The organism is Phormidium sp. FACHB-592 (genome assembly GCF_014695795.1).
In the GTDB taxonomy this organism is placed as follows: domain Bacteria; phylum Cyanobacteriota; class Cyanobacteriia; order Leptolyngbyales; family Leptolyngbyaceae; genus Stenomitos.
On the sequence record NZ_JACJOZ010000060.1, the window covers coordinates 14,587 to 37,897 of the forward strand.

The 23,311-nt window shown below is 51.7% G+C and carries 33 protein-coding genes; 19 read left to right on the forward strand and 14 right to left on the reverse strand.

Features of this window, described 5'->3' with window-relative positions; genetic code table 11:
• Positions 1–13 precede the first annotated feature (13 nt).
• The 7 genes from H6F86_RS16200 (at position 14) to H6F86_RS16230 (ending at position 6,944) form a co-directional block, all read left to right on the forward strand.
• Positions 14–691 (forward strand): hypothetical protein, encoded by a 678-nt coding sequence (locus H6F86_RS16200; protein WP_190449699.1) that lies wholly within the window; start codon positions 14–16, stop codon positions 689–691.
• Positions 688–960, forward strand: coding sequence for a hypothetical protein (locus H6F86_RS16205; RefSeq protein ID WP_190449701.1), 273 nt, complete (start codon positions 688–690; stop codon positions 958–960). The genes H6F86_RS16200 and H6F86_RS16205 overlap by 4 nt, the downstream gene beginning before the upstream one ends.
• A 34-nt stretch (positions 961–994) precedes the next feature.
• On the forward strand, positions 995–1,255 hold the full coding sequence (locus H6F86_RS16210) for a hypothetical protein (RefSeq protein WP_190449703.1): 261 nt from the start codon (positions 995–997) through the stop codon (positions 1,253–1,255).
• The gene (locus H6F86_RS16215; protein ID WP_190449704.1) at positions 1,242–2,174 is read left to right on the forward strand and encodes a hypothetical protein; all 933 of its coding nucleotides are present in this window, start codon (positions 1,242–1,244) and stop codon (positions 2,172–2,174) included. Before H6F86_RS16210 ends, H6F86_RS16215 begins: the two co-directional genes overlap by 14 nt.
• Positions 2,175–2,321: 147 nt before the next feature.
• A complete protein-coding gene (locus H6F86_RS16220) occupies positions 2,322–3,044 on the forward strand; it encodes a hypothetical protein (RefSeq protein WP_190449705.1) in 723 nt (240 codons plus the stop codon).
• On the forward strand, positions 3,045–3,914 hold the full coding sequence (locus H6F86_RS16225) for a ThiF family adenylyltransferase (protein ID WP_190449706.1): 870 nt from the start codon (positions 3,045–3,047) through the stop codon (positions 3,912–3,914).
• Positions 3,915–4,046: 132 nt separating this feature from the next.
• Positions 4,047–6,944 (forward strand): DEAD/DEAH box helicase, encoded by a 2,898-nt coding sequence (locus tag H6F86_RS16230; RefSeq protein ID WP_190449708.1) that lies wholly within the window; start codon positions 4,047–4,049, stop codon positions 6,942–6,944.
• A gap of 44 nt (positions 6,945–6,988) precedes the next feature.
• Here H6F86_RS16230 and H6F86_RS16235 read toward each other — a convergent pair whose 3' ends face one another.
• The 10 genes from H6F86_RS16235 to H6F86_RS16275 form a co-directional block, all read right to left on the reverse strand.
• Positions 6,989–7,744, reverse strand: a complete 756-nt coding sequence (locus H6F86_RS16235) for a hypothetical protein (protein WP_190449710.1) — start codon at positions 7,742–7,744, stop codon at positions 6,989–6,991.
• 208 nt (positions 7,745–7,952) lie between these two features.
• Entirely contained in the window at positions 7,953–8,531 is a 579-nt protein-coding gene (locus H6F86_RS16240; protein ID WP_190449712.1) for an antibiotic biosynthesis monooxygenase, read from the reverse strand.
• Between the two features lie 27 nt (positions 8,532–8,558).
• Positions 8,559–10,049: an iron uptake porin gene (locus tag H6F86_RS16245; RefSeq protein ID WP_199305321.1), complete on the reverse strand. Its 1,491-nt coding sequence runs from the start codon at positions 10,047–10,049 to the stop codon at positions 8,559–8,561.
• Between the two features lie 186 nt (positions 10,050–10,235).
• Positions 10,236–10,628, reverse strand: a complete 393-nt coding sequence (locus H6F86_RS32840; protein WP_199305322.1) for an NAD(P)H-dependent oxidoreductase — start codon at positions 10,626–10,628, stop codon at positions 10,236–10,238.
• Positions 10,609–10,872 carry an NAD(P)H-dependent oxidoreductase gene (locus tag H6F86_RS32845; protein WP_199305323.1) on the reverse strand — a complete coding sequence of 88 codons (264 nt, stop codon included), beginning with the start codon at positions 10,870–10,872 and terminating at the stop codon, positions 10,609–10,611. The genes H6F86_RS32840 and H6F86_RS32845 overlap by 20 nt, the downstream gene beginning before the upstream one ends.
• 46 nt (positions 10,873–10,918) lie before the next feature.
• The gene (locus H6F86_RS16255; protein ID WP_190449716.1) at positions 10,919–11,548 is read right to left on the reverse strand and encodes a flavodoxin domain-containing protein; all 630 of its coding nucleotides are present in this window, start codon (positions 11,546–11,548) and stop codon (positions 10,919–10,921) included.
• Positions 11,549–11,550: 2 nt separating this feature from the next.
• Positions 11,551–12,147 (reverse strand): isochorismatase family protein, encoded by a 597-nt coding sequence (locus H6F86_RS16260; RefSeq protein ID WP_190449717.1) that lies wholly within the window; start codon positions 12,145–12,147, stop codon positions 11,551–11,553.
• Between the two features lie 94 nt (positions 12,148–12,241).
• Entirely contained in the window at positions 12,242–12,433 is a 192-nt protein-coding gene (locus H6F86_RS16265; RefSeq protein ID WP_199305324.1) for a hypothetical protein, read from the reverse strand.
• A 10-nt stretch (positions 12,434–12,443) separates the two neighbouring features.
• Positions 12,444–12,557 carry a hypothetical protein gene (locus H6F86_RS16270; RefSeq protein ID WP_242033553.1) on the reverse strand — a complete coding sequence of 38 codons (114 nt, stop codon included), beginning with the start codon at positions 12,555–12,557 and terminating at the stop codon, positions 12,444–12,446.
• A gap of 265 nt (positions 12,558–12,822) precedes the next feature.
• A complete protein-coding gene (locus H6F86_RS16275) occupies positions 12,823–13,527 on the reverse strand; it encodes a pirin family protein (protein ID WP_190449719.1) in 705 nt (234 codons plus the stop codon).
• Between the two features lie 127 nt (positions 13,528–13,654).
• Here H6F86_RS16275 and H6F86_RS16280 point away from each other — a divergent pair, with 127 nt between their 5' ends.
• On the forward strand, positions 13,655–14,551 hold the full coding sequence (locus tag H6F86_RS16280; RefSeq protein ID WP_190449721.1) for a LysR family transcriptional regulator: 897 nt from the start codon (positions 13,655–13,657) through the stop codon (positions 14,549–14,551).
• Positions 14,552–14,567: 16 nt separating this feature from the next.
• Here H6F86_RS16280 and H6F86_RS16285 read toward each other — a convergent pair whose 3' ends face one another.
• Entirely contained in the window at positions 14,568–14,990 is a 423-nt protein-coding gene (locus H6F86_RS16285) for an IS6 family transposase (protein ID WP_190449723.1), read from the reverse strand.
• A gap of 439 nt (positions 14,991–15,429) precedes the next feature.
• The gene (locus H6F86_RS16290) at positions 15,430–15,681 is read right to left on the reverse strand and encodes a hypothetical protein (protein WP_190449724.1); all 252 of its coding nucleotides are present in this window, start codon (positions 15,679–15,681) and stop codon (positions 15,430–15,432) included.
• A gap of 12 nt (positions 15,682–15,693) precedes the next feature.
• Between H6F86_RS16290 and holA the strand changes: the two genes are divergently transcribed.
• Positions 15,694–16,644, forward strand: a complete 951-nt coding sequence (gene holA / locus H6F86_RS16295; protein WP_190449726.1) for a DNA polymerase III subunit delta — start codon at positions 15,694–15,696, stop codon at positions 16,642–16,644.
• Positions 16,641–16,805 (forward strand): hypothetical protein, encoded by a 165-nt coding sequence (locus H6F86_RS16300; RefSeq protein ID WP_190449727.1) that lies wholly within the window; start codon positions 16,641–16,643, stop codon positions 16,803–16,805. Before holA ends, H6F86_RS16300 begins: the two co-directional genes overlap by 4 nt.
• Before the next feature lie 200 nt (positions 16,806–17,005).
• Here the strand turns inward: H6F86_RS16300 and H6F86_RS16305 are convergent, their stop codons facing one another.
• The gene (locus tag H6F86_RS16305) at positions 17,006–17,797 is read right to left on the reverse strand and encodes an SAM-dependent chlorinase/fluorinase (RefSeq protein ID WP_190449729.1); all 792 of its coding nucleotides are present in this window, start codon (positions 17,795–17,797) and stop codon (positions 17,006–17,008) included.
• A gap of 547 nt (positions 17,798–18,344) precedes the next feature.
• Here H6F86_RS16305 and H6F86_RS16310 point away from each other — a divergent pair.
• The 9 genes from H6F86_RS16310 to H6F86_RS16350 all read left to right on the forward strand — a co-directional run bounded on the left by H6F86_RS16310 (position 18,345) and on the right by H6F86_RS16350 (position 23,159).
• The gene (locus tag H6F86_RS16310) at positions 18,345–18,617 is read left to right on the forward strand and encodes a hypothetical protein (protein WP_190449731.1); all 273 of its coding nucleotides are present in this window, start codon (positions 18,345–18,347) and stop codon (positions 18,615–18,617) included.
• A gap of 174 nt (positions 18,618–18,791) precedes the next feature.
• Complete coding sequence (locus tag H6F86_RS16315; protein ID WP_190449733.1) at positions 18,792–18,935, forward strand: hypothetical protein; 144 nt, start codon at positions 18,792–18,794, stop codon at positions 18,933–18,935.
• Between the two features lie 210 nt (positions 18,936–19,145).
• Positions 19,146–19,493, forward strand: coding sequence for a hypothetical protein (locus tag H6F86_RS16320; protein ID WP_190449734.1), 348 nt, complete (start codon positions 19,146–19,148; stop codon positions 19,491–19,493).
• Positions 19,405–19,887, forward strand: a complete 483-nt coding sequence (locus H6F86_RS16325) for a hypothetical protein (RefSeq protein ID WP_190449735.1) — start codon at positions 19,405–19,407, stop codon at positions 19,885–19,887. The genes H6F86_RS16320 and H6F86_RS16325 overlap by 89 nt, the downstream gene beginning before the upstream one ends.
• Positions 19,888–20,025: 138 nt before the next feature.
• On the forward strand, positions 20,026–20,442 hold the full coding sequence (locus H6F86_RS16330) for a hypothetical protein (RefSeq protein ID WP_190449737.1): 417 nt from the start codon (positions 20,026–20,028) through the stop codon (positions 20,440–20,442).
• Positions 20,443–20,594: 152 nt separating this feature from the next.
• Positions 20,595–20,999 (forward strand): hypothetical protein, encoded by a 405-nt coding sequence (locus tag H6F86_RS16335; RefSeq protein WP_190449740.1) that lies wholly within the window; start codon positions 20,595–20,597, stop codon positions 20,997–20,999.
• 162 nt (positions 21,000–21,161) lie between these two features.
• Positions 21,162–21,497 carry a hypothetical protein gene (locus H6F86_RS16340; protein WP_190449742.1) on the forward strand — a complete coding sequence of 112 codons (336 nt, stop codon included), beginning with the start codon at positions 21,162–21,164 and terminating at the stop codon, positions 21,495–21,497.
• 223 nt (positions 21,498–21,720) lie between these two features.
• The gene (locus H6F86_RS16345; protein ID WP_190449744.1) at positions 21,721–22,101 is read left to right on the forward strand and encodes a hypothetical protein; all 381 of its coding nucleotides are present in this window, start codon (positions 21,721–21,723) and stop codon (positions 22,099–22,101) included.
• 365 nt (positions 22,102–22,466) lie between these two features.
• Positions 22,467–23,159 (forward strand): hypothetical protein, encoded by a 693-nt coding sequence (locus H6F86_RS16350; protein ID WP_190449745.1) that lies wholly within the window; start codon positions 22,467–22,469, stop codon positions 23,157–23,159.
• A 1-nt stretch (position 23,160) separates the two neighbouring features.
• On the opposite strand, the gene H6F86_RS32850 is transcribed toward H6F86_RS16350, so the two are convergent.
• Entirely contained in the window at positions 23,161–23,289 is a 129-nt protein-coding gene (locus H6F86_RS32850; protein ID WP_277881178.1) for a hypothetical protein, read from the reverse strand.
• Positions 23,290–23,311: the final 22 nt, after the last annotated feature.

Below are 23,311 nucleotides of genomic sequence, written 5' to 3' on the forward strand. Positions count from 1 at the left end.
CTTGTGCAACGCTATGCCAAACACTGACCCGCTACCGAAAGCGAGACGCAGCCATGGTGATACTCAGACTCAAGCCCGAAAGACTACCAGCAAGGTCGCTACCAAAGCTGCTGCTGGGGCTACGATCGCTGACCAACCAGAAACGCCGACCCGCAGAGACACAGGTGCAGCCGAAGCAGCAGTGGCAGCAGACACGTCCAACACAGCTATTGACTCCGCTAAACCAGGCGACGACGCTGAAGCTCAAACACCTCAAGCCGCACCACCGCCGCCTGTTGACCCATTTAACTACGAAGAGTCGGTACTGACGCTCAGCTTGAGTTTCCTACCGCTTGCAGAAGGCGCAGCCGGACGAGAGGTGATTGTTAGCGTCCACAGCAAGAACGGCACTGGCAAGAGCGTTCTGCCTGAGTTCATCGCGCCTTTGCATGAGGGTGACTTGCAATTTCCCAAGTCAGTCCTAACACTCATAGAGCGTTACCGAACTGTCACCTTGCCAAGACGCAAAGCTGAAGCTGAAGCAAAAGCTGCCGCTCTGGCTGCTAAACGCCCTGTCACCCATAAAAGAGGGAAAGACTCACGACCCGAACATGTGACAGCCAGTGCCGCCACCAGACGGATTCAAAGTACAACAAGCGTGAAGACACAACTCAAACTTAGTTTCCCTAAAGGAGCCAGCAAAACGTTATGACTAGCGAAACGACCGCGAATACAGGGCAAGAGCCAACTACAGAGACAGGTGTTGTTCTAAAACAGCTTATTGAAGGTGACGTTAACGTCACCATTGTCTCGCCGACTGGTGAAGAAAGCATTGCGGTACCGGTCGCGATCGCGGCTCAAGACGACTTACTCCGCTCCGTGCTGACAGAGCATGGCGTGAGCATGGCTGCCAATGCGCTGCTAGAACGGGGCACAGATGGCTCGGTCAAACTCACGAAACAGGCAGATCGCAATGGCTGAGCTAGAGTCTCCCAACCCTTCAATTACGGTACCCATGACCAGGGCAAAACAGCTTTCCCTGGTTGTGGCAGCTCTGATTGCTACACCAGAAACGATTAACCCTTGTACCAGGTTGTACTACGAACTGTACCTGCAGTACACGTTTGGCAACCTGGACATTGGCACCTTACTCCTGCATAAGGACAGCTTGACAGCAACCATTGAGGCGGGCAAGGAGAGTCAGCAGACTGTCAAAGATAGCATCCAAAAGCTTCGAGACCTACCCAGTCGTAGCAGCCTGTATGCACCACTCTAAGCCTAGCCAGCTTCACTGCCTCAGCCAAGGTCTAAGCGGACTGACTGAAGGCACAAAGTTCCACTCTGAACGACTCGAGTGGTTAGCACAGGCTCAAAACCAGTACCAGGCTACTACAAGTCCAGATTGGCTTTTTAGTCACATCAAACTCCGCCTAACACTCTTGGAACTCTACCAGGACTACTTTCCTTACCAGTGGCAGCACAGCACCAAGTCTACAGAAGTAGTGAGCCTGGAATCTCACACGGAGCGTGAACTGGAGTTTTTTGACCTCTTGGACGAGTTTCGGTTTCCCTGTGAGCGTGCTTGTGAAGAGTTTTACGACAGCCTGGTAGTGTATGCCATCAAGCCTGACTGGACAGAACTGCCCTGGGACGAGTTAGACTGCCTCCTGCACTGTTATATCGCCTTGACAGACGAGTCTTGTTGGGAGCAGCTTGTTAAGGTCTACCAACTAGAAGGTAGTGACCTGCAAAGGCCCGCGTCAGTGAATAAAGTGACAGCTGAACGGTTGAAAAATGAGTGTGACAAACTAAACAGCCCACTTCGATACTTAGCCGAGGCGTTTAATCTCATCGAGTACAACTCAGACAATGTCTGGATCGACAGCAACGATATGGACCCGTTCAATTGTGAGTGGTGCCATGAAAACATTGAGCATCTGACGCAAGAGTACGAAACGGCAAAAGTCGCTGTAGAGCATTTCAACGCACTTAATGACTGGCTGTCTACCAACCCTGAGCGGATCAAAGCGCTGGTGCGAGTCTGGAACGCCGCTGCAAATGACCCAGATAACCTGTACCAGCAGCTAGAACTACCGCTTGTCACCACAATCAACAGCACTGACTTTGTCCGCGGTGAAAGGCTCCGCGAGTTGCGCGAGACCCGGCGTCACTACGAACAACTGATCTACGGGTAGTAACACGAAGCGACCACAAGACGGGGTGAGGGCTCGTCCGTAGCAAGCTTTTCCCTTCCCCTTTCCCTTCACGCTTGACCACAGCAGTGATCAGGGAGACATTTACACTGCTGCTTTCGACTTATGACTGAAACTGAGACGACTTCAATGTCAACACCGCAGCTCATGCCGCCAGGGCTGCTGCAAGAAGTGCTAAGGCCACCACCACATGCACTTAAGGACGCAGTGGCTGAGCTGATCTTTCTAGAAGACGGGCAGCTACTGTTCTGTAGCCGTGAAAAGCATGTCCACACGTCGAAGTTCGTCAGCCCCGAAGACGTGAAAAGCGCCTTTAACGCGATCTTCAGTGACAGCGGGTGGCTACCGGCTAACGTTGTGCGTTGGGGGCACGGGCACGGCAAAGAGTGGGTTGTTCTCTTCAAACCAGCACAGGTCTACACTCTGAGCCTGGCAGAGCCCCAGCCGCAACAGAGCGTCCTACGCGTACCGTTACCCAGTCTGGTCATCCTAGTCGTTGACCACAACCTCTATGTCTGGGCAGTGAAGACAGCGGCGTTCAAGCCGGACACGTACGTCTTTCACGCACCACTCCCAAACGTGGCCCAAAATGGACGCGTTTGTTTTGGCGCCAACCAGCACCCGCCCGCAAGCCTGCAAACTGCTAATAGCAGTTGGGAAACCTGGATCAACGGTGCCTTTACAGCTGAGTCCTGTACAAACAGGTCTAAGGCGTACGCTGACGACGTGCGGTTACAGTTACGGGCAGTGGACGGTAAAGCAAAGTACCCTCAAGCCGACCTGGTGAGCTACAACAGCTATTTTGACAGCAGTGTTGAGGGCGTGATCAAGAAAACACTGGAGGAGAAGTAAATGCCACCCACAACAAAGCTTACGGCTGCTAAAACGACTCAGTCAGTACCGATACGCCTACGAGACGACTACCAGCAGCTCAAAATTGTTCTGGTGGGGTGCGGTGGTAACGGTTCACACATGGCGGAAGCGATTGCGCGCGTAGGCAGTCTGCTAACCCAGCAAGGTCAAAAAGTCGACCTCCTCTTTATTGACCCTGACCACGTTGAAAAGGGCAATATCCCACGGCAGAATTTTTCAGAGGCCGAAATCGGGCTCAACAAAGCGCAAACGCTAGCGCTTCGGTATAGCGCCAAGTGGGGCGTCACGATTAAGGCTATACCAGCAAGCTTTGAGAGTAACATGCTGCATTACTACAGTGAGTTGACCATACTCCTTGGGTGCGTTGACAACCCGGCAGGCAGAGCAGCACTTGCCCAGTGTTTAGAGCAGAACAACCAGGAACGCAGCCCTCGGGTCTGGTGGTTGGACTTAGGCAACGGCTTGGATACCGGGCAAGTTGTCCTGGGCAGCGCTAATCAAGTCGAGAGACTCAAGACCGCGTTCTACCTGAGTAGCGTTTGTACGATCACTCCGTCTGCTGCTTGTATACACCCGGAACTCGTCACGGAGCAGTCAAGTCAGTTAAAGACCAAAACAGTAGGAGAGCAGAGCTGTGCTCAACTGGCCATGACGAATGCACAAATGCCAGCCGTTAACCAAATGACCGCAGCGATCGGTGCTGCTATGCTCACCAAATTACTGGTCACCTGCGACCTGAAGTACTGGGCCAGTTACTTCGACCTGAGTACAGGGAAACAAGTGAGCTATGCCACTTCACCTGCAGCTATAGAAGACGCCTTAGTTAATGTCAAACGTACTGCAAGCTAAGCGAGTAGTGGTGTCGAGCCACCACGTTGAAGTTGGGCTAGTTATTTCTTTTTTCTTGTTCCTTTCCCCTACCTCTGCCCACCGCTCGACTCGCTATCGCAGCTCAGGGCACAATTTACGATCGCACTGCTCATGACAGACGATTACAGCAACCTCATACGGTCAATCAGCAAGGCTCAAACCCCAAAACCAGACTGGCTCAAGCAGCATAGCGTTGTTTTCAGTCCGACCTACGGTAGAGGCGTGGTCAAAGTTCTGCTAGGCAACTTTGCCACAATTCTGTTTGATCATCAACCAGAGGCCTTTGACATTGATGACTGTTTAGAAGCCGTCAGCGCCGGCACATTACTGCCACCGCAGTCCAATCCAGCACTCAGCACCAGTCGAGACATTGAAGCCATTCCCTATGCGCCATACCAGATGCTAGCGCAGGAGTGGGAGACTCAGTTACGCCATCTTAACGTTGCTCCACCCCGAGACGGCCAGTATGTCTCAATCCCGGAGACTTTAGCAGCCCCACTCAAAACAGCCTTAGCAGCTAAAGGCATTAACAGATTGTTCTCCCACCAGGTAACAGCTTATAACGCGTTAAGAGACGGAGAAGACCTCGTACTCTCAACGGACACGAACAGCGGTAAAACATTGGCCTTCAGCTTGCCCATCCTGGAAGGAGCGCTGACTTATGGTCATACAACGCTCATGATCGTGCCGTCTAATCAACTGATGGATGACCAGTTTGAGAAAATGGCAACCCTCATGGAGCTGACTGGCGACGACAGCCTTGTCTGTGGCAAAATTCATGGCGGCATTGAACAGGAGCACCGCTTAAGCATGTTCAATGATCAGCCCCAGGTAGTTTTGATCAATCCAGACTGTCTTAATGGGCTCATCCGGCGGGCTAGAGACCCTAAATATGCGAAGTACACAGAGTTCCTGAGCCGTCTCAAGTACATTGTGATTGACGAAGGTCACGAAGAAGTAGGCGTCATGGGTGCCCATTTGGCAGGCATGCTCATGCGGTTGAGACTGAGCCTCAGCCAAGTTGGTGGTGACCCGTGGTCGTTACAGTATATTGTCTGCTCCGCAACGGTGTCTAACCAAGCAGAGTTAGCCAACACCCTTACTCAACGCAACCACCCAATGGAGCGGCCCCCAGTCCGCGTCATTGACGATGCTCAGAACGGTGCGCCGAGCCCAGGACGAGTCACACTGATCTTTAATCACCAGTCCAACTCTGCGAGCACTGTTGCTCGTTTGGTCGAGAAGCTACTCATCGATACGGATCTAGTTGGTATTGTCTTCTTTAACTCTCGCAACGGGAGCAAGAAGCTCATGGAAACCGTGGGTAGAGGACTCAAGCGACTGGGTCAAAGCGGGCTGCTGAACACAGTGAAATTGTTCAATAGCTCAGTCAGCAATGACCTGAAGCGTCATGTCATTCAAGGGATCAAAGATGGCGGCGTCCGCTTGGTGTTCTCCACCTCTAGCCTTCAAGCAGGCGTTGATATGCCTGAACTGGACTGTTCAATTGTCTGGGGCTTTCCAAAACTCTCAGACCTCCGTCAGCGGTGGGGACGTGCTGGAAGGGGACAAGTGCCAGGACTCTGTATCTTCGTCCCTAGCAACAACACGAACCTCGATTACTACTATGTAAGGCACCCTCAAGCGTTAATCAACGGTCAAGTCGAAGCGGCCCTTCTCGACCCACATTACCCCATTAGACTAGCGCAGCACCTCCTATCAGCGGCAGCCGAAAGCGGTCTTAAATCGGAAGAGGTTAGTCTCTTCTTTGGCGAAGCAGGCGAAGTGATTGCCGGGGAGTTGTTAAGACAAGGCAAGCTGCTACAGAGCCAAAATTTGGCCTATATGTATGCGAAAGGTCGTCCCTACTATGACATTCCTGTGCGCGGTAATCGACCCAACTCCATTAAGTTGATCAACACAACCAATGGCGAAGTACTGGAAACGCTAGCCTTTAACAGCGCCATGCGGGAAGTTTTTCCTGGTGCAATTTATAAAGTGCAAGACGGCACCGGAAAACTGAACCAGTTTCGTTCACAAGGGCTCAGACCCGAAACTAATGCAGTTAAACTGGATCCGATTCAAGGCGTAAACCGCTTCACGCAGGCCATTGAGGAGTCTGACTTAACCGTGGCACGGAAGATCGCTCAGAAAGTGCTGAATTTAGGCGCTTTCGGTGCGCTCACGTTGCGGCTCGACTGGTCTAAAGTAGACTCGCGTGTCGTTGGATCCCAGGAGTGGGAGGCCATTCAAGTCCTAAGCTGTGAGACCAACGGTTGCAAAAAGTGTGCCGTTGACCTGACTAGCAGTAGAGTTTCACGCTGTGAAGGTTGCCGACAAAGCTTAAAGCTTAAGTTGGTTAAGCAAGACTTACTGGCAGAAGTGCTGTTTGAACCAGAGGCAATCATTGGGTACAGCATTGAATGTCCCACAATGACCTTGACGGCTAGCGAGCCACTCAAAGCACACTTGCGGCAATGGGTGAAGCAGCACAACCGGGGCGTAAAGCTTCAACATGGTGGCAAACTGCCATTACATGAACAAGTCTTAGGCGAAACTGACCCGATCGCACTCGGGCTGCACTCCTTCCTCCACGCGCTGATCATTGCGTTGCCGCTCGGTGATCGCTATTCAACCCAGGACATTGAAGATAGCCTCCAAACAAAAGGTCCCGGCATGGACGTAGAAAGCGTTCTAATGGACACGGTTGACGCGGGTACGGGGGCGACTGAATATATGTTTGAGCATATACAAACAGTCGCTCGCAATGCACTCCAACTCTCACAAGAATGCGACTGTCAGAACGTAGGCTGTCCTCGTTGCTTGACTCACACGAGTTGCCTGGATGACAATGAAGCGCTTTACAAACCGCTGGGTGTAGCGTTGCTTAAAGCATTCCTGGAAACAGAACAAACAGAAACGTTGGTCACTGTACCTGACAAGGTCAAGCCAGAAGCGGAAGCACAAGGCACAGCGGAAGCACAAACAGCTAGCCTAGAGGCAGTCTGAGCTTTAGCTAAGCCCTCTGGCTGCTTCAGCAACCAAGTCGTTTGCTAACCTGCGGACGGCAATAATTGGTACAAAGACGGGCTCTCGCCTGTTTTCTGCCACGCATTACGCCTTAGACCATGAGTCAGGTTGTTAGCCACCAGACGCGTTAGTTTTTTCTCCAACGTCTCGTCTTTCAGTAACGTTGCGCCATACAAAGTTTTCGTGATTTCCTTGGAAGTTAATGCCTTTGTCGGTTGGTCTTCAAGCACCTGCAAAATGGCTTCTGGGATTGACTTACCCTTAAACTGCTTCAGCAGTTTCGGTTGGTCGGCTAAAACTTCTGGTGCCGCTGACGGTGCAACCTCTGCTACAGGCGGAGCAACCTCAGCAGGCTCCGTTGTCTCTTGCGCTTGTGGCTGATCGTCCACGACCGTAGCTTTAGCTGTGGCCTTGCCGACTGACCGTTTGGATTCAGCTTTGTTGGTAGTCTTGGCTGTGGCCTTGCCACCTGTCCGTTTGGGTATTGTTCGAGCCGGTGGCGCTGCATCAGTAGAAGCATCATTACTTGCTTCTGTAAGCAAGACAGCAGCGCTAGTACCGTTTGTTTCTGGCGTTGACGCTGTCCCGTTTGGTGCGTCATTCGTTGTTTCCACAGATAACGACACGAGTGCCGCCAACGCTGCAAGCTGTTGTTGGTAACAATTCAGCCGCTCTTGAGCAGCGCTAATCGTGGCTTCTTCCTGAGCAATTGCGTTTTGTAAGACCGTCCTCACGTCCGCAAGCGTGGAAGTTGGTGAAAGACCTAATTGAGTAACCATGCTTAAAACCCGTTAACGTAAGACTCTATGAATTGATTGTGGCACAAGCTACAAGCAACACTAAACAATTCACAGCGTGCGGAACGTTCGCTACAGCGGTATGAAAGACAGCCTGTGAAAGCACTAGCCACAACAGTTTGTCACTACTCCTTCCTCTCCCCTCATGCCACTTGCTGTCGCAGAGGGAAAAGACGCGACGCTCCGACGCTTAGAGTTTCGAGTATAGCCACCGTTTGAAGAACCTGGTCAGGTAAGGCATGATCAGGTAAGTGAGCAGGGCGACGACCAGTCCGGTAGTGATTAATTGATTGAGCAATATTGGTAAGTTGGACAGCAGCGGAGCGAGTAAGCGACTGACGACAGCCAGAGTGACAAACACACCCAGCCAAGTCACCAGTGCCATCTTGTATTTCGGTGGAGGAGCCTTGATGGTTTTGTTGGGGAGGGTAAACCAGGTTTCCAAGCCAGTTAGGGTTTGAATAGCCTCCGGTTCTTCAATCAGGGGTTGTAATCGTTCAAGCCATTCGTGCCGAACACCGGACTCTAGCCAGGCTTTGAGGTTGTCATAGCGATCAAACTTGAGGATCACCACATACTCAGGGTGGGAATGATCCTGCGGTCGAATGGTGCTGACACCTAAATGTCCTTTGAACGTTCGGGCATCGGCGGCGATGCCATGAAACCATGCTTCATAGCCTTGTTCCCGTCCAGGGCGCACGACATGAGAGATAATTGCCGTGACTGGAGCGTCTTCCTCTGTGCTAAGGGTTAGCGATTCTTCCACCATCGAATTTATCCCTCCTGATGACCATGTTCAAAACAGAAAAACAGTTCTCACTGTACCAGTGACGATCGTGCCGTTTGCATCTTGATTCCCGGCCTTTGTGATCACCTGAATCGTAGGTGTGATGCGAATATTGCCATTGAGAGGAAAGTTATAAAATGCTTCAAAATTGGTTTGAGTCGCGTTACCAATCGCAGAGGCAATGAGCGGTTGACCGGCGGCAATGCCCGCGATCGCCCCTTGCTTAAACAGGTTGGGGAAGGCAACACCAGCCATCCAGTAAGCTAAAGTGACATCGTCAAATACTGTGTTGTGATAGGTGCCCACACCATATCTGCTAAAGAGAGCGATGCCAGGCGTGAGGCGAGCTTCTACATTCACGCCAAAGACATTAAAGCGACGGTCAAACACTTCTCCACCGCTGTACTGCAAGCGAATCGCCAGATGGCGGGAGGGGGCGTATTCAACTTCCACCGTGCTTTGATGGGTAGATCCAAACAAGCCACGTTCACCTTGTGTCTCCAAAGGAGAATCGCCCAGTGCTGCTGGATTTGTCACACTGGTGGGATATAAAACTCGCGTGAAAGAAGACGTGCCTCGAAGGGGTTGTCCAGTACCAGGATTGGCAGCATCGGCGGCAGCATACAAAGCACGCAGGCTGAAGTCCCCCAGTTTCCAGTCGATCGCCGCCCCGGCACTGGGGCCATTGACTGGAAACAGAATGAAATTGTTGACTAGTGCTAACGTGCTGAAGTCTCGAAAACTAGCGTTGGCGTAGCTGTTGCGATCGACATAATCAGTAGTGCGAATATCAGGACCGATGGAGACACTCAAATGCCGCAGCGGTTGAAAGGTGTAGTACAGCCGCCCAAGGCCAACGTTGCCATCGCTGGGCGGTTTAACCGAGTAATCTAACACGCTGCCAAAGCTTGGCTCTAAAACCCCTGACACGTTGTCGTTCGCGCCATTGCTGCCTGTATCAATCCGAATTTTGAGTAAGTCGGTGCCAGTGAAACTGGTGTTTAGATCGAGGGCAACTCGATAGAGGGCTGTTGGATGCAAGTCCTGATCCGCCAATACTCTCCCAGTTGGATCAATGATGCTTTCCCCAGCAAAATCGCCGCCATTGACTGAGAAGAGAACCTGTCCAGTAAGTTTGGTAGTGGTCGAAAATTGTTGAGCTTCTAAAGTTGCAGTTCGAGCTTCAAGAGTGTCTACGCGTCCCCGCAGTGTTGTCAGTTCAGCAGCAAATTCTGCTTGAAGTCGTTGCAAGGTTGGTAGAGCGTCTGTTTCAACTAACTCTGCTGTGGCGCTGGCGAGTCGCTGATTCAGTTGAGCGAGACAGGCATTTAACCCGGCGGCAAACTCATAACGCGTCAGCGATCGCTGCCCACCAAAGGCTGGGTCGGGATAGCCAGCCATACAACCGTAGCGTTCCATCAACGATCGCAAGGCCTGAAACGCCCAATCGGTTGGTTGTACATCGGCAAGCTGGCTCACCGGTAGCATCTGACTACTCATTGTCTCCTGAGCCGCGGCAGACCCTAGTAGAGTTTGTGGTATGAGAGACATTCCAATCATTAAAGAAGGTAGGATCAACCGAGAGAAACGTTTCATCTGGAACAACCATCATAGAGACAGCAAATGGTTAGGCAACTTTAGGCAGCACACCTTGAATGAGCCATCAGTGCGATTGCAGGCAAACGACTAACGAGCCACCAACACTTTTAAGGCCGATTGAGCCTTGGCGATCGCCGGCTGACGAGCCTCATCTCCACCCAGCAGATGATCGGCGTGAATCACTTCAACATCAGTGATGCCAGGGAAGCCAAAGATGAGTCGCAAATAGGGTTCCTGCATCTCGTAGGGATAGTAAGGCGTATCTTTGGGATAGGAACCGCCCCGCGCCGTAATAAGCAACAGCTTTTTGCCCGTAACCAAGCTTTTGTAACTGCCATCGGCTGCAATGCTAAAGGTACGACCGACGCGCACAATTTGGTTGAGGTAGGCCTTAAAACCTGCGGGAATGCTGAAGTTAGACATGGGGGCGCTGAAGACATAGCGATCGACTGCCAAGAATTCATCCACGCAAGAATTCATCCACGACTGCATTGAAGGAACGAATGGTGGCGGCTTGTTCGGGCTTGTGTCGGTCAGGTGCAGAGTAAGCGGCAGCGATCCAAGGTTCATCAACCAGGGGAACGGGATGATGCCCTAAATCACAATAATTTACTGTGTCATGAGGATGTGCTACTTTCCAATTAGCGACGAACGCTTTTGAGAGCTGGCATGAGATGGATCTTTCACCACGCAGACTAGCATCAAGCTGAAGCATGTGAGTCATGTCTAAAAGCGCTCCTAGTAAAGATCAAAGAAGAACAATTTCTCATTCACAGTTGTTCAGAGCCGGAAAACAGAGCAATTAAGGCCTGAGAGGGTACCTGGTTGCCCCGTGCCATCAAGTCTTTGCCCTGGAGTGCCACCGCTACCCGCGCTACATTCGCACCATGATGATAAGCACACTGAAGCATCTCATTGGTGATGCCGACTGGCTCCATATTGGGTCCGCCGCTTCTGCCGTGTGCACCCCAGTGACTGCCAGCAACACCGGCTCCGGGTGTAGTCTTAGGCAAGGGGACTAAAAGCATGCCTGCCGCAGCCATGGCTGCCAGCAAGCCCAGTTGGGCAATTTCTACACCCGCCCCGGCATTGCCATAGCCGCCGCCCACGGAGAACACACCGCCCACTTTACCCACCAGGTCATCAGTGAGCCAAAGAACTTCGATCGTGTTCTCAATAAACTGTTTTACCCGGGCATCCGCCGACCGATGCCGTAGGGGCGTACCCAACAACAGTGCGTCACACACCCGGACTTCTTCTCTCGTTGCCTCGGTTGCTTCCCGCAGAAGCACGCTCGTGCTTTCGAGCGATCGTGCACCAGCGGCAACGGCCTCAGCCATTTTTTGGGTGTTCCCCAGTGTTGAGGTGTAAACGACCAGGATATTTGTCGTCGAGGTCATCTTTATACCTCAACTAACTTGGCAAGAATTTCTTGATACATGATGGTCTGGATGGTCTGTCCAATCCCTTCGGACCAGGAGTTCGCCAGTTCTGCCATCACTTGATTGGTGGAAGTTAGGGTGACCCCGTGCTTTTCCATACGTCTCAGAGCCGTTTCGTCCGCCAATGTTGTTGGTGAACCGCCCGCATCCACCACCACCTGCACTTCAAACCCATCCTCGATCGCGCTCATAGCGGGATAGACGATGCAAACATCATTCGTCAACCCTGCCATAATGAGCTTTTGCCGACCTGTGGCAATAACTGCACTTTTGTACTCATCATATTCCCAGGCATCCACCACACCAGGACGTTTAACGCGATGTTTGTAGGCTTCAGGGGCCAGTTCCTGTAAATCATCCAACAACAAGCCCTGAAAGTGGTCTTCCATGCTGGTGGTCAACACCAATGGCATTTCACTTTCGACTGCCGTGCGTGCTAGAGCACGAGTGTTTTGTACAATTTCTGCGTAAGGCAAGTTACGGGCAAGCTTGATCGTGCCCTGTTGATGGTCAATCAACAGCATTGCCGCATTCTCGACGGTAAACTTGTTCTTCATTGGATGCTCCTAAAGTTTAAAGTGGTTCTACGGCAGTATTTGATTAGAAGCAAGGAGGAAGACGGAACTATTTTCCTTCCCCCTCTCCTAAAGCTCAGGCATGAGCTATTGCACGCGTTTTCTCATTGCTTGGTGGCGCACCATGTACCATCGTGTAGGCATACTCAACGCCCACACCGTAAGCACCAGAGTGTTCCTTGACCAGACCAATGACAGCATCATAGGTTTCCTTGCGTGCCCAATCGCGCTGGTACTCTAGCAGCACTTGTTGCCAGGTGACAGGCACAGCACCCGCCCTACCGTGTCTCTGAGGCGGGACTAGCACCCACCTGTGCCTCTGGAAACGCTTCAGCTTGGTAAAGTAAGATGGCTTCCGTTTCGGTTAACACCCGTCCACTCGCTTCAATCAAGGTAGGGACTTTTCTCGCCGGATTGACGGCTAGAAACTCCGGTTCACGAGTTTTGCCACGCTCGACCTAGGTCAAAGCGTTTACCAAACCATTCCATCACAATATGAGGGGCAAGAAAACAGTCTCCGGGCATGTAAAACAGTTTCATCAAGGTTTCCTGGGGACAATGGTGAGTTTAATGGACTGAGCGGGAAAAGGGCAGGGGAAAGGCAAGAACAGTGTGATGTTAAATGCTCCTTTCTTCTTTCCCCTACCGCCCAACTACTTAGGCCGCCATGTCAAACAACAGGACTTCACTATCATTCGATGCACCTTCCAGAGTGATCTGTGCTTCTTGGGTAATTGCTGCCCCATCACCAGCCGTCAGTATTTGATCATTCAACTGCACGGCCCCTCGCGCCACCTGCAACCAGGCAACGCGTCTCTGGGCGAAGGGATGAATGACGGTATCGCCTTCCTGCAATGCGGCAGCGTAAAGGTCAACATTTTGGTGAATTGTAATGGAGTCATCTCGTCCATCATGCGACCCAACGAGGCGCAATTTGCCGCGCTTTTCTGCCTCGGTGAATGTTTTCTGCTCGTAACCGGGTTTAATCCCTTTCTGTTCTGGCAGAATCCAGATTTGCAGAAAGTGAACTGGCTCGGTTTTCGAGGCATTGTATTCGCTGTGCTGGATGCCTGTGCCGGCAGACATCCGCTGCACATCTCCCGGACGAATCACTGAGCCAGTGCCGATGCTGTCTTTATGCTCTAATGCGCCTTCTAACACATAGGAAATGATTTCCATATCCCGGTGCCCGTGCGTACTGAAACCTTGTCCAGGCGCTACTTTGTCTTCATTAATCACACGCAAATCAGCAAAGCCCATGTGCTTAGGGTCGTAATACTCACCAAAAGAGAAGGTGTGACGACTATCGAGCCAACCAAAATTAGCAGCGCCACGGTCTTGAGCGGGTCGAATTGTAATCATCTTTGGTGCCTCCGAATGGTTAAGAGTTATTTGTTTAACCACACTGTATTATGAAATGAATCAAAGTAAAAGACAATACGCTATTTTAGAGGCAGACTGTCTCTAAAATGGATACAATAATTGAACGATGGATAAGTTTGAAAGTATGCGGGCGTTTACTCAAGTGGTTAACTCTGGAGGCTTTGCGGCGGCAGCAAGAGCGATGGGAATGTCTCGATCGCAAGTCAATAAGCTCGTCATTGCTTTGGAAAATGAACTGGGTGTCCAACTGCTGCATCGCAGTACGCGAGTGGTAACTCCCACTGAGACAGGGTTGGCGTTTCATGAGCGCTGTGTCGAGATCTTGGCAAGTTTGGAAGAGGCGGAGCGATCGCTGATCCAACTGCAAGCGGAACCAAGAGGCCGGCTGAAAGTGAATGCGCCGATGACCTTTGGCACGATGCACCTAGCTCCTGCTCTTGCCGATTTCATGGTGCAGTATCCCGATTTACAGGTGCAGCTAACGCTGAACGATCGCTTTATTGACCCGATCGAAGAAGGTTTTGATGTCACGGTACGAATTGCCAAACCTCAAGAGAGTGCAAGTTTGATTGTGCATCCGTTGGCTGCGGCACCCCGAGTGTTGTGTGCGGCTCCAAACTATCTGAAGGCTCACGGCACTCCGACTTACCCAGAGGAATTGCGTCACCATTCCTGTTTACACTATGGTCAATTAGTAGTGGAACATCAGTGGACACTGATCGGAGCCGAGGGAGAACAGACGATTGCGGTGAAGGGGGTGTTGTGCTCTAACAATGGCGAAGTGCTCAGGGATGCGGCAGTGCAAGGGTTAGGGATTGCGCTACTGCCGATATTTATTGTCAAGCAGGAATTGCAGCATGGGGTGCTGCGAATGGTGTTGCCCAACTATCATCCACCTGAACTTTCGATTTCGGTGATTTATCCGGTCAATCGTCATCTATCAACCAAGGTGCGCTTACTAGTTGATTTTCTCCAGGAGCGATTTGGGGCAATGGCAACTTAACCGAGTGTGTCCAAAATTAAGCACAATCATCCTTAGCTTTCAGCGTTGCCCAATTTGACGCAGCAACTTTCAAGCAAGTGCTTTCTCGCCAATCCTCCAAGTGCTGGCGCCGCTGTTCTCGGTAGCGTTTTGCACTGAGTTCATGTTGCTTTGGGTGAAAGTGCCCTCGCATCGGGTCAAAGGCAGATCGAAAGTGTGGCGCTTGCCTTGGCGCTTTGCATCGCCGCATGTGCCTTGCTCTGACTCGTGTCGGTTGCTGTAAGTTTTCGGCACGGTTGTGCCATCCCTGCTGCTGTCGCTGCTCCACACGCTTCATCACCTGTTGCTTTGCCGCTTCGTAGCACTTCCGTTTAGCGATGATGCTGCCCCGTGGCACGAAACCTTGTTGCTTCAGGAGTTGGCGGAAAACTGGGACTGCTTTCAGCAAACTGAAGGTCACTATCCTGGTTCACTGGCAATCTCACGGTCTGGGAAAATTATGCATGCGGGCTTGAATGCCTGTCGCAATATTGCGCTCAAGTTCTGTGAGCGCTATTACTCAAAGCCGCTCCTAGTAACAGGACGGTGTGTTGAGCGTTCTATACAAATAGCAAGCGGCTAACTTGCTTGAACGCTAATACAAGGGCAGTTTAACCCCCTATGCCTTTCCTACTTCACTACGTCCTGTCGGTGTGAGCAACGCTCTAAGTGCTGACAGAAGCGACTACAGAGGAGAGGCAGGGAGAGCAGATTCCGGTTTACTCCGTTTTCTCGCTACACAGAGGCGCTGGAGCGACTACAAGTACTAGCTGCAGAACATGGGCTGAGTGTGGAGCGATCGGACTACGCCTACCGTGTTTGGGTGCAGAAACGCGCTGAGACAGGCATTTGCACAGAAACTATGCTGGTCGTTTGTCCAGCCGTTGTAAACGAGTAACACAGACCAGGCTTTGAAGCGAGGTGGTCGGAAGTGACGCTGGCACTGAAGCAGCAACGATTACCACAGAGTAAAGCCACAGTTCCCGCACCACAAAGCGAACCGCTAGTGCATATTGTGCGACCTGAAAGCAGAGGCAAGGATGGATAGCACGCTCTTCGCCCTTGCCCTTACCTTTCGCCCCTTTCGCTGTTAGCAGCAGGACGCTTTCCAAGAGACCAACCTTATGATCTGTTGCTTCTATGGCAGTGACGAGTATAGTCTGCAGCTTGCAGTACGGGTGCTGATGGCAGACCAGACCTGCCAAAAAATACCGCATACTACAGACGACGATCTGAAAACAGTTATGGCAGCGCTCAGGCAGTACACGCTGACACATGGGCAGTGGCTCTGGTTACAGGACACCACAGTTCTGCAGCTAGGCAAAGTCGCGAAGCCACTGCAAGACGAGTTTAAAGCCGCATTGCAGAGCATGAGACCAGAAAAACGACTGCTGCTAACTTGTTTGCAGAAACCGAATGGCACGTTGGGTCTTACTAAGTGGCTACAGCAAAACGGCACAGTGCAGGAGTTTCCACTCACACCGTCTTGGGACAGCACCCGACTGACCCAGGAGACCGACCAAGACACGCGGGACTATGGAGTCAGACTACAACCCAATGCCCTCGCTTACCTGGTCGAAGCCGTGGGGAACCAGCGACGAGAGCGCTTTCAAGCCCTCGAACGTCTCCTGCTCTACCAGGGCGAACGACCAGCATCACTCACTACCACCGAAGTAGAGGCGATTGTCCAAACTACTGCGTCTACAGCGCTACGGTTAGCCAGTCAGATCAGAGAACGGCAGACACAGGCAGCGCTAGGAACGCTGCACCAACTGCTTGATCGCAACGAAGCGCCACTACGCATACTGCAAAGCCTGGTCACGCAGTTTCGTACCTGGCTTTGGGTCAAGTCCATGCTGCAAGAACGACGACACTCTGACCTGGTAATCGCTCAAGCTTCGGGTCTTGGCAACCCCAAGCGGCTGTATTACCTGAAGCAGGAATTGCAAGGGTGGCAAGCACCGCAGTTAGCAGCGGTCATGGAATGCCTGCTGCAAGCAGAGTGGTCAATCAAGCAAGGTGTTGACGCGCTCAGTACCTTGAAAACACTGCTGTTTCAGCTCGGGGCAGTATGAACACAGTTTTTCTAGAAAGCCCCTTCGGCGCAGTCTGCATCACCTTTCATAGTGAGACAAGCTGTGTTGCCAACCTGTGGGAAGCGCCAAATCTCATTGTGAACCAAGTTGCCGTCGAGGGCTTGTTGCAGTTCCGCCGTATAAGCCATACCTGGCAATGAAACGATTCGTTTACCCGAAATGTTTCTTTATCCTGGGACGTTAACCCTCGTAAGTTTGCTCTGCAAGGACTCCTCACTCACTATCCCAACCATCCCATAACTCTTGAACTTCTAAACGACAAAGCCGTCAATGACCAAGATGAACAACTGCGAGAATGGGCGCAGCAACAGCTTGAGACCCTGGAAACAGCGGATCTAAATCAGGCAATTTGAGCGATCGATTGATTCACCCGTGGCTTGCCAAACCGCTCCCAGGCATTACCACCCCGCAAAAAGAGTTCCATCCAGCGTAGGGGTTCTCCCCCATCAGGGGATGACCAGCCAGAGCTACCGGGGGCAAATGCCAGTGTTCCTTCAGACACTTTGAAGCTGCCATCGGAATAAACGGCATCGCTAACCACATCGCCAATGCGGATCACAATCTTGCTTTCAGGCTCCGGGTTGAGGGTACCTGCCGCAATGGTAGTCTTGATATTCCCATAGCCATCAATCCAGGCAACCCGACCCTGCGGCACATCCGGGATTTGCTTCAAACTTAGGTTGTCGCCTAGGAGACTAAAGTTATCCTGCATGATGGCAGCAGCAGCGGGAGGGAACACATCCCGTGAACGAAACTGGGACCCACCCTTGGAGACGTTGACCACTTGCAAGACTTTGGCATGGTGCTTAATAAAGGAAAGGGTATAGCCTGCATTCACCCCTACAACCTTGACTCCATTGGGCAGTAGGGCATAGGTCAGCCCTTCCCCTTCATTGTTGCGGCGGGCTTCCGGGTCATCCTGGCGCGGGGCGCAATTGTGATAGATCAGGCGATCACTCGGACCAAAGTTCAGTCCCAATTGAGCAATCCAGAAACCTGTTGCAAGCGTGCTGAAGGGAGGCACTGAAAGGGTATGAAGTTGAGCATTAGGCAGCGCTGCCAGCAATCGTTGAGTCACTTCAGCGAAAGCAGGGTCGCCCGTCCCGTAATCTGCAATGATGCTGATAAACATACTGCCTCCACATGAGCAAATGAGCTAGCAATCGAACAGGGAGCGGTTCGGTGTCAAAGGTTACTGAACAAACTGGTTCATCAGCAGTTAGGTGCGATCTAAGTCATTCGCAATGTTCTAGGATACTTAATCGATCCCGCCATGAGCCTGATGCGTTTCAGCATCCTGTCGCTCGCTCTCTATCATGCCCCCTCAACCTGTTCAATCGGATGGCATGGCGACGATGCCCAAGCACTGTGCGCTCGCCACCAGATAGCGACTAGGAGCAGCGGCGCGGTGCCCAGATAGCAAAAGTGACTTGGTGCCACCCTACCAGAAGCGCCTAACACACTCCGCGAGCTGACTGGCACGAAGCCACACCGCTCAATAAAGTAATTCGACGAGCAGCTTGCTAAACGGAGCTTTGAATCGGGAGTGAAGCGAACGCCCCCACTCTCAGTAGACTCACAAACCGAGCGACCGTCAGGTTCTACCCATTGACCGACTCACACTTTATAGCGATACGTTAAGTTATATTTACAAAAGTTTATTTTATGGGTCGGTGACGATGATGCCTAACCTGTTTGAGGCAACCAACACTTACTGGCGCGAATTAGACAAGCTGGAAGCCGCTTATCAGCGACATGAGCTTTCCCTTCAGGAAGTTGATGCCAAAGTTACCGAGTTAATGATCGCATTGGGTCAAGAGCGTCGAGCCGCTTTCGCTTCGTTTCGTGATGGTTTGCGTCACCTATGGCAGAAGCAACAAGAACTGCTCTTGGGCATGAGCCTCTTAGGGGCTCTGACTTATGCTTGGGTGACATTTAACCATTTGTCTTAAGACTACCCTGTTCCGGCTTCGCTTTAAGTTGAGCAAGCAAGTGAAGAACCTAGCCCTAGTGCGAGAATTTGGATTCTGACCGCTCTCATTAGTTAAAGTAATGTGCGAGCCTTAGCATTATTGGGTAGGTACTCTAAGCCAGTCTCACCCGGTCTTAGAGCTGGGCTTTTTGCTATGGAAGATTTCACTACCACGGCTGTCGCCCGTGACGCTGGATACTACCAGAGACACTTTGAAGGCTTGCCGTTGGTTGTGCTGGCAATCGCACTCATTTCTGTACTGTACTGGGCATTAAGAAGCAGTCAGAAGCCAGGGTAGGTATAGGCTCTCATCAGTGTATGAACTATGCAGCTACTCAACTATTTGCTGTACTACAAAACACTCTGTAACTGACCTACAGGACACAGGACAGTAAGCGATCGCCCTCATACGCGATCGCTTACTGTCCTCGATTACACGACAAAGCCAGACCTTTGCTTCACGGAAGGCGATTACAGCATTGTCGATCACCACACGCAGTACGGTGGTGTGCCCCAGTATGCCAACGGTCATGTCTGCGCGATTAAGTTCAAAGGGGAGGTACTACAGGCGTTCAAGCAACAACTCTTTGGCGATCGCTTAGTCGTGTCGCTCATACAGTACAACGCAGACGAACTGAAGCGACTGGATAAAGCACGAGAATATGGCGGCAACCACCCCAATATGGTCACGCGCTTCCCACCGTTGGAACGGAGACTGGGACGGGCTGACACTGAACGCATAGCGTCTACAGTAGCAGGCGAACCGTATGAACGCTCTGCTTGCCTCATTTGTCCCGTTTGGGGTGTCGGCAGACAGCCGGGCAGAAACGCTCCAGCGTCACTGGGACGATACTGAAGCCAGTGCTGAAGCGTTGCTCATGGAGTACATGGCGCTCGCAATGAGCCCCCGACAGTACCTTTTTAAGCGACACATGCTGCGATCGCTGCTAGAGCTAGACAAGAACACAATCGCCCTGACGTTATACGAACAAACCCTGAACGCCCAAGCATGGGCTATTTACCGAGTCCGCAGACTGAAGCTCGGTAAAAACCAGTACTGGTGGAGTCTTGCTGTTGTGAGCACAGGTAGTCGTGTTGAATGCGAACAAACCATACACGCTATGAACGGACAAACAGCTTCTACCGCAACGCATGCCCGTCATGTCCTGGAAAGCCGTTGGAACGGAGACTTACCGTGGCGAGAACATTTCCTTGTTGCTGCCCCGCACCTGGTAGCTGCCAAAGAGTGACCGTCGTTCGCAGAGCGCTGGTTCCAGAGTTACCAATTGAGGCTGAACTTCAAACGTTGACAGGGGCAGGAAACAAACCCCTTCCTTCCTGCCCTCTCACAAGCTCCTGCAAGCAGTATGACCTTCAGAGCAACCCCAATGGCAACCCGGACTTATACGTTCACGGACGACGAAAGCGCCCAGTTCGATCGATTAGTAACGCTTGGTTTCGAGAGACAAGACCATTTCGAGGGCATAGACAACCCACAAGTGGTGTTTTTGCACAAGCAAGAAGGCGTTGAGCTTACCTTCCACCCAGAATCGTATGTAGACGACGCAGGCAGAGAATACTGCTGGGCAGTTGAAGTACACGGTAAAACAGCCGGTGGCTTTGATTGCATAACGAGTGACGCTTGGCTAACCATGACGGAGTTCAGCTTCCTGATTGAGCCGGATCAATGGGGTGACATGCTGTCAGCCTTGAAGAGTTTGAAAACCCTAAAAGACTGGCAAAACATTATGCACCCACGACTGCAAGCAGCCGTTCACACTAACCCTAGACTTTCCGCTCAGTAGAACGTCTCTCTTGGTTCTGACGAACCAGGAGACAAACTTCACTTCAAACTATAATGTGCCAGATCTCCAAGACAGCCAAAAGCAGCTCCAGAATACAATTCAGCGATCGCAAAGACTACGACCTGCCAGACGACTTTCCCACAATCGAGACCATGACTAGTACATGCTTCCTTACAGTAGAGTCAGACCCTGACGCGGAGGAAGCATGGAAGCGGTTTAGCTGCAACGACACAGTGAGGCTCACCAGTCCCGACTTTCGCAAGTCCTTGCAGCAAATGTTCGCTCATAAGCCTGCTGGGCAATACCTGGTCAAGGTTACAGCAACGCTCGAACTGTCACAGTTGGACTTTGAACCGCAAGTAGTACCGCCTGCTTCTAACCTGGAAGAGCCCGACAACTGGTATAACGCTGATCACGCCACAACGGTTTGTCGGCACCCATGCGGGCAAGTAGAGGCAGAGGAAACCTCTGACCTGCCTTGGACTGAAGACCCACAAACAGCAGTGGCAGTGGGACAAACTGAGGGGGACGACTTTGACCCTGAGCGACACTTCTAAGCTTCCTAACGACCATGGAGTACCCTCGTAGAGTACTTCATGGTTTTCAGTCAGACATCGCCTCGAAAGTTTTTTGCGAAGCTTTGCAATTTTTTGGCGAAGGATCAGCGAGTCATTTCCCTGCTGACGCAGCATTAGTAAGCATTTAAGCAGAGCAGACGCATGTCCCATCAACCGATCGAAACAACACCAGTGGAACTTGAAACACCGCCAGCAGAGCTTAAAAAAGTCTCTGAGGCAGTCCAAGCATTAATTCAGCGAGGTAATGTTACCTGGGAAGAGTACGAACGTTTCAGCCTGAACGGGTTTGAGCGGGACGCGCTTTACCCACACTTGACGACAGAAGCGCTCTGCAAAGCCACAGAGCAAGTCAGGTCTTTTTGCCTGCCACAGCGACACTTCCCCACACTAACCTACGACGAAACGCTCATACATCGGCTGGTGCCGTTGCTCATAGCTCAGCTACTGCAACGCGTTCGCTCCATTGCTGCGCCTTAATCCCCATCTGCTACGCGAGGATGGGGAAGTGCAGGCTAATCCTGTTTAACACTGAGAGTGAGTATGGAAATCGTCATCGAAATCGGGTTGTTTATAGCTTTCTTCTGCTTTTACAATCGTCTAGTAGACAACTCGCAGAGCGAACGTAAACAACTTGCACACCACACTCCAAACAGCTGACGCTGCGTTGGAGTAAACTTTCCACAATCAGCATTGAAGAACCATGGAAGACACTCTTTTCAGCTTTATTTTGTTCGTAGGCTTCTACTGTCTGTACAGCAAAATGTTTGCTCCCAACCTTAACGACACAACCGATGTCACCCAAGTTAGCACCGTCCCTACAGCAGCGGTCGTCAAAGCAGTTGAACCTCTGACCGCAGACCGCGCCACCGCTACACGTGCGACAAACCACAACTCAGTCAAGTCAGAGCAGCAGACCGCAGAACTAGCACCAGACCGTGACCGTGACTCACTGACGATCGCTTTCAATCAACCGACTGGAGTCAGCAGCAAGCAAACAGCGACTTCAGCAACAACAACCAGAAATACTCGTAGCAAGCAGGCTGGTCAATCGAGGGCGATTGCTCAGAGCAAAACTAGCTAAAGGACATACATTCTAAAGTCGCTCAACCGTAGCGTTAAACACCTGCTGGTAGATGAGGAACAGGACTTGAGCGCGTTGGTCAGATAAGGTAAGCAGTAAAGCGCTTAAGCGAACTGGTGTCGGGACGTTTAGACAAGCTTTAAGATCTAAAGGGCATCGATATGAGACCGAAGCCAAAGCATCAGGGTGCTGTCGCTTCACAATCGGCACCCTGGCTTGGCTGTGGTTAAGTAAGATGAGCCGTCGCCAACAAGTACCGAACCATCCCGACCTATTGACTACACTAGGTCACACGCATAAAGCCCTTTATACTCACTCTGTCGAGTCATAAGACCGAATTTCCTACTAATTTCACAGGAGACCTTATGACAAGTAGTTCCAGTCGACGCACCAGCAGACCAAAGCCACCTGAAAGTGACGAAACCAGCCTCGTCCCGGAGATCGAGGCATACTCAGACCTTTCTGACGTAACAGCAAACGTGTCCGCGATGCCCAGCAGACAAGTACACGTCGATCCGCCTGCGATCCCTGAACTCGACGCACCAGAAACGATTTCGGGGACGGGCAATCGACGGCAACCGTATGTCAACGCACTCATGCCGGTCATGCGCCGCATCAAGCGCCAACCGCCAAGTGAAGTACCCGAGGCAGAAATGAATGCGCTCTATGGGTTCCTTAGTGACGAAACTGGGGAAGTGCGAGTGAACTCAGCATTCCTGTCTGAAGCGTTCACGTTCTTCGCTGGAGAACTCTTCGAACGCTATTCTCGGACATCGCTGACTTTGGCGATTTACCTGGGCAAAAACGGTGGCATGGGCGTTTCCGCTGCCAAGCGCGAGATCAGCCGTGCCACTGGTGTGGTCATTGGAGAGTCCGACATCAACGGGTTCCCACGTCACCTCGGCTTGCGGTATACCCCTCAGCAATTGACTGACGCTGTCGCCTACCTCAACGAAGGCTATGGAGAGAACGGATCGATTGTCCCTGGGGCGATCACAGCCGCGAACGAAGCGCTGCGTCAGAAGAACGAAGCAGCCGGACGTACCAACCGCTACTAACTCAAATTTTGACTGACCGCATTCCTGAAGCAGCCGCTTTGGGAATGGGTTTTTCAGCCGTTTTGCGCGGATTACGGACACGCGCGACAGTTTGGCTTGGAGACTTAGAAACATTTACGGAGAACGGCATAAATCGTTCTTGAGAGACTGGT

Bases quoted from the DNA above. Each gene is read 5' to 3' on its own strand.
- H6F86_RS16300 (WP_190449727.1), top strand. From the start codon at position 16,641: ATGAACACAGTTTTTCTAGAAAGCCCCTTCGGCGCAGTCTGCATCACC.
- H6F86_RS16235 (WP_190449710.1), bottom strand. From the start codon at position 7,744: ATGGTTACTCAATTAGGTCTTTCACCAACTTCCACGCTTGCGGACGTG.
- H6F86_RS16335 (WP_190449740.1), top strand. From the start codon at position 20,595: ATGACTAGTACATGCTTCCTTACAGTAGAGTCAGACCCTGACGCGGAG.
- H6F86_RS16350 (WP_190449745.1), top strand. From the start codon at position 22,467: ATGACAAGTAGTTCCAGTCGACGCACCAGCAGACCAAAGCCACCTGAA.
- H6F86_RS16245 (WP_199305321.1), bottom strand. From the start codon at position 10,049: ATGAGTAGTCAGATGCTACCGGTGAGCCAGCTTGCCGATGTACAACCA.
- H6F86_RS32845 (WP_199305323.1), bottom strand. From the start codon at position 10,872: ATGACTCACATGCTTCAGCTTGATGCTAGTCTGCGTGGTGAAAGATCC.
- H6F86_RS16215 (WP_190449704.1), top strand. From the start codon at position 1,242: ATGCACCACTCTAAGCCTAGCCAGCTTCACTGCCTCAGCCAAGGTCTA.
- H6F86_RS16220 (WP_190449705.1), top strand. From the start codon at position 2,322: ATGTCAACACCGCAGCTCATGCCGCCAGGGCTGCTGCAAGAAGTGCTA.
- H6F86_RS16225 (WP_190449706.1), top strand. From the start codon at position 3,045: ATGCCACCCACAACAAAGCTTACGGCTGCTAAAACGACTCAGTCAGTA.
- H6F86_RS32840 (WP_199305322.1), bottom strand. From the start codon at position 10,628: ATGAATTCTTGCGTGGATGAATTCTTGGCAGTCGATCGCTATGTCTTC.
- H6F86_RS16275 (WP_190449719.1), bottom strand. From the start codon at position 13,527: ATGATTACAATTCGACCCGCTCAAGACCGTGGCGCTGCTAATTTTGGT.
- holA (WP_190449726.1), top strand. From the start codon at position 15,694: ATGATCTGTTGCTTCTATGGCAGTGACGAGTATAGTCTGCAGCTTGCA.
- H6F86_RS16340 (WP_190449742.1), top strand. From the start codon at position 21,162: ATGTCCCATCAACCGATCGAAACAACACCAGTGGAACTTGAAACACCG.
- H6F86_RS16325 (WP_190449735.1), top strand. From the start codon at position 19,405: ATGAACGCTCTGCTTGCCTCATTTGTCCCGTTTGGGGTGTCGGCAGAC.
- H6F86_RS16305 (WP_190449729.1), bottom strand. From the start codon at position 17,797: ATGTTTATCAGCATCATTGCAGATTACGGGACGGGCGACCCTGCTTTC.
- H6F86_RS16255 (WP_190449716.1), bottom strand. From the start codon at position 11,548: ATGACCTCGACGACAAATATCCTGGTCGTTTACACCTCAACACTGGGG.
- H6F86_RS16310 (WP_190449731.1), top strand. From the start codon at position 18,345: ATGATGCCTAACCTGTTTGAGGCAACCAACACTTACTGGCGCGAATTA.
- H6F86_RS16330 (WP_190449737.1), top strand. From the start codon at position 20,026: ATGGCAACCCGGACTTATACGTTCACGGACGACGAAAGCGCCCAGTTC.
- H6F86_RS32850 (WP_277881178.1), bottom strand. From the start codon at position 23,289: ATGCCGTTCTCCGTAAATGTTTCTAAGTCTCCAAGCCAAACTGTCGCG.
- H6F86_RS16205 (WP_190449701.1), top strand. From the start codon at position 688: ATGACTAGCGAAACGACCGCGAATACAGGGCAAGAGCCAACTACAGAG.
- H6F86_RS16345 (WP_190449744.1), top strand. From the start codon at position 21,721: ATGGAAGACACTCTTTTCAGCTTTATTTTGTTCGTAGGCTTCTACTGT.
- H6F86_RS16230 (WP_190449708.1), top strand. From the start codon at position 4,047: ATGACAGACGATTACAGCAACCTCATACGGTCAATCAGCAAGGCTCAA.
- H6F86_RS16260 (WP_190449717.1), bottom strand. From the start codon at position 12,147: ATGAAGAACAAGTTTACCGTCGAGAATGCGGCAATGCTGTTGATTGAC.
- H6F86_RS16315 (WP_190449733.1), top strand. From the start codon at position 18,792: ATGGAAGATTTCACTACCACGGCTGTCGCCCGTGACGCTGGATACTAC.
- H6F86_RS16240 (WP_190449712.1), bottom strand. From the start codon at position 8,531: ATGGTGGAAGAATCGCTAACCCTTAGCACAGAGGAAGACGCTCCAGTC.
- H6F86_RS16280 (WP_190449721.1), top strand. From the start codon at position 13,655: ATGGATAAGTTTGAAAGTATGCGGGCGTTTACTCAAGTGGTTAACTCT.
- H6F86_RS16210 (WP_190449703.1), top strand. From the start codon at position 995: ATGACCAGGGCAAAACAGCTTTCCCTGGTTGTGGCAGCTCTGATTGCT.
- H6F86_RS16200 (WP_190449699.1), top strand. From the start codon at position 14: ATGCCAAACACTGACCCGCTACCGAAAGCGAGACGCAGCCATGGTGAT.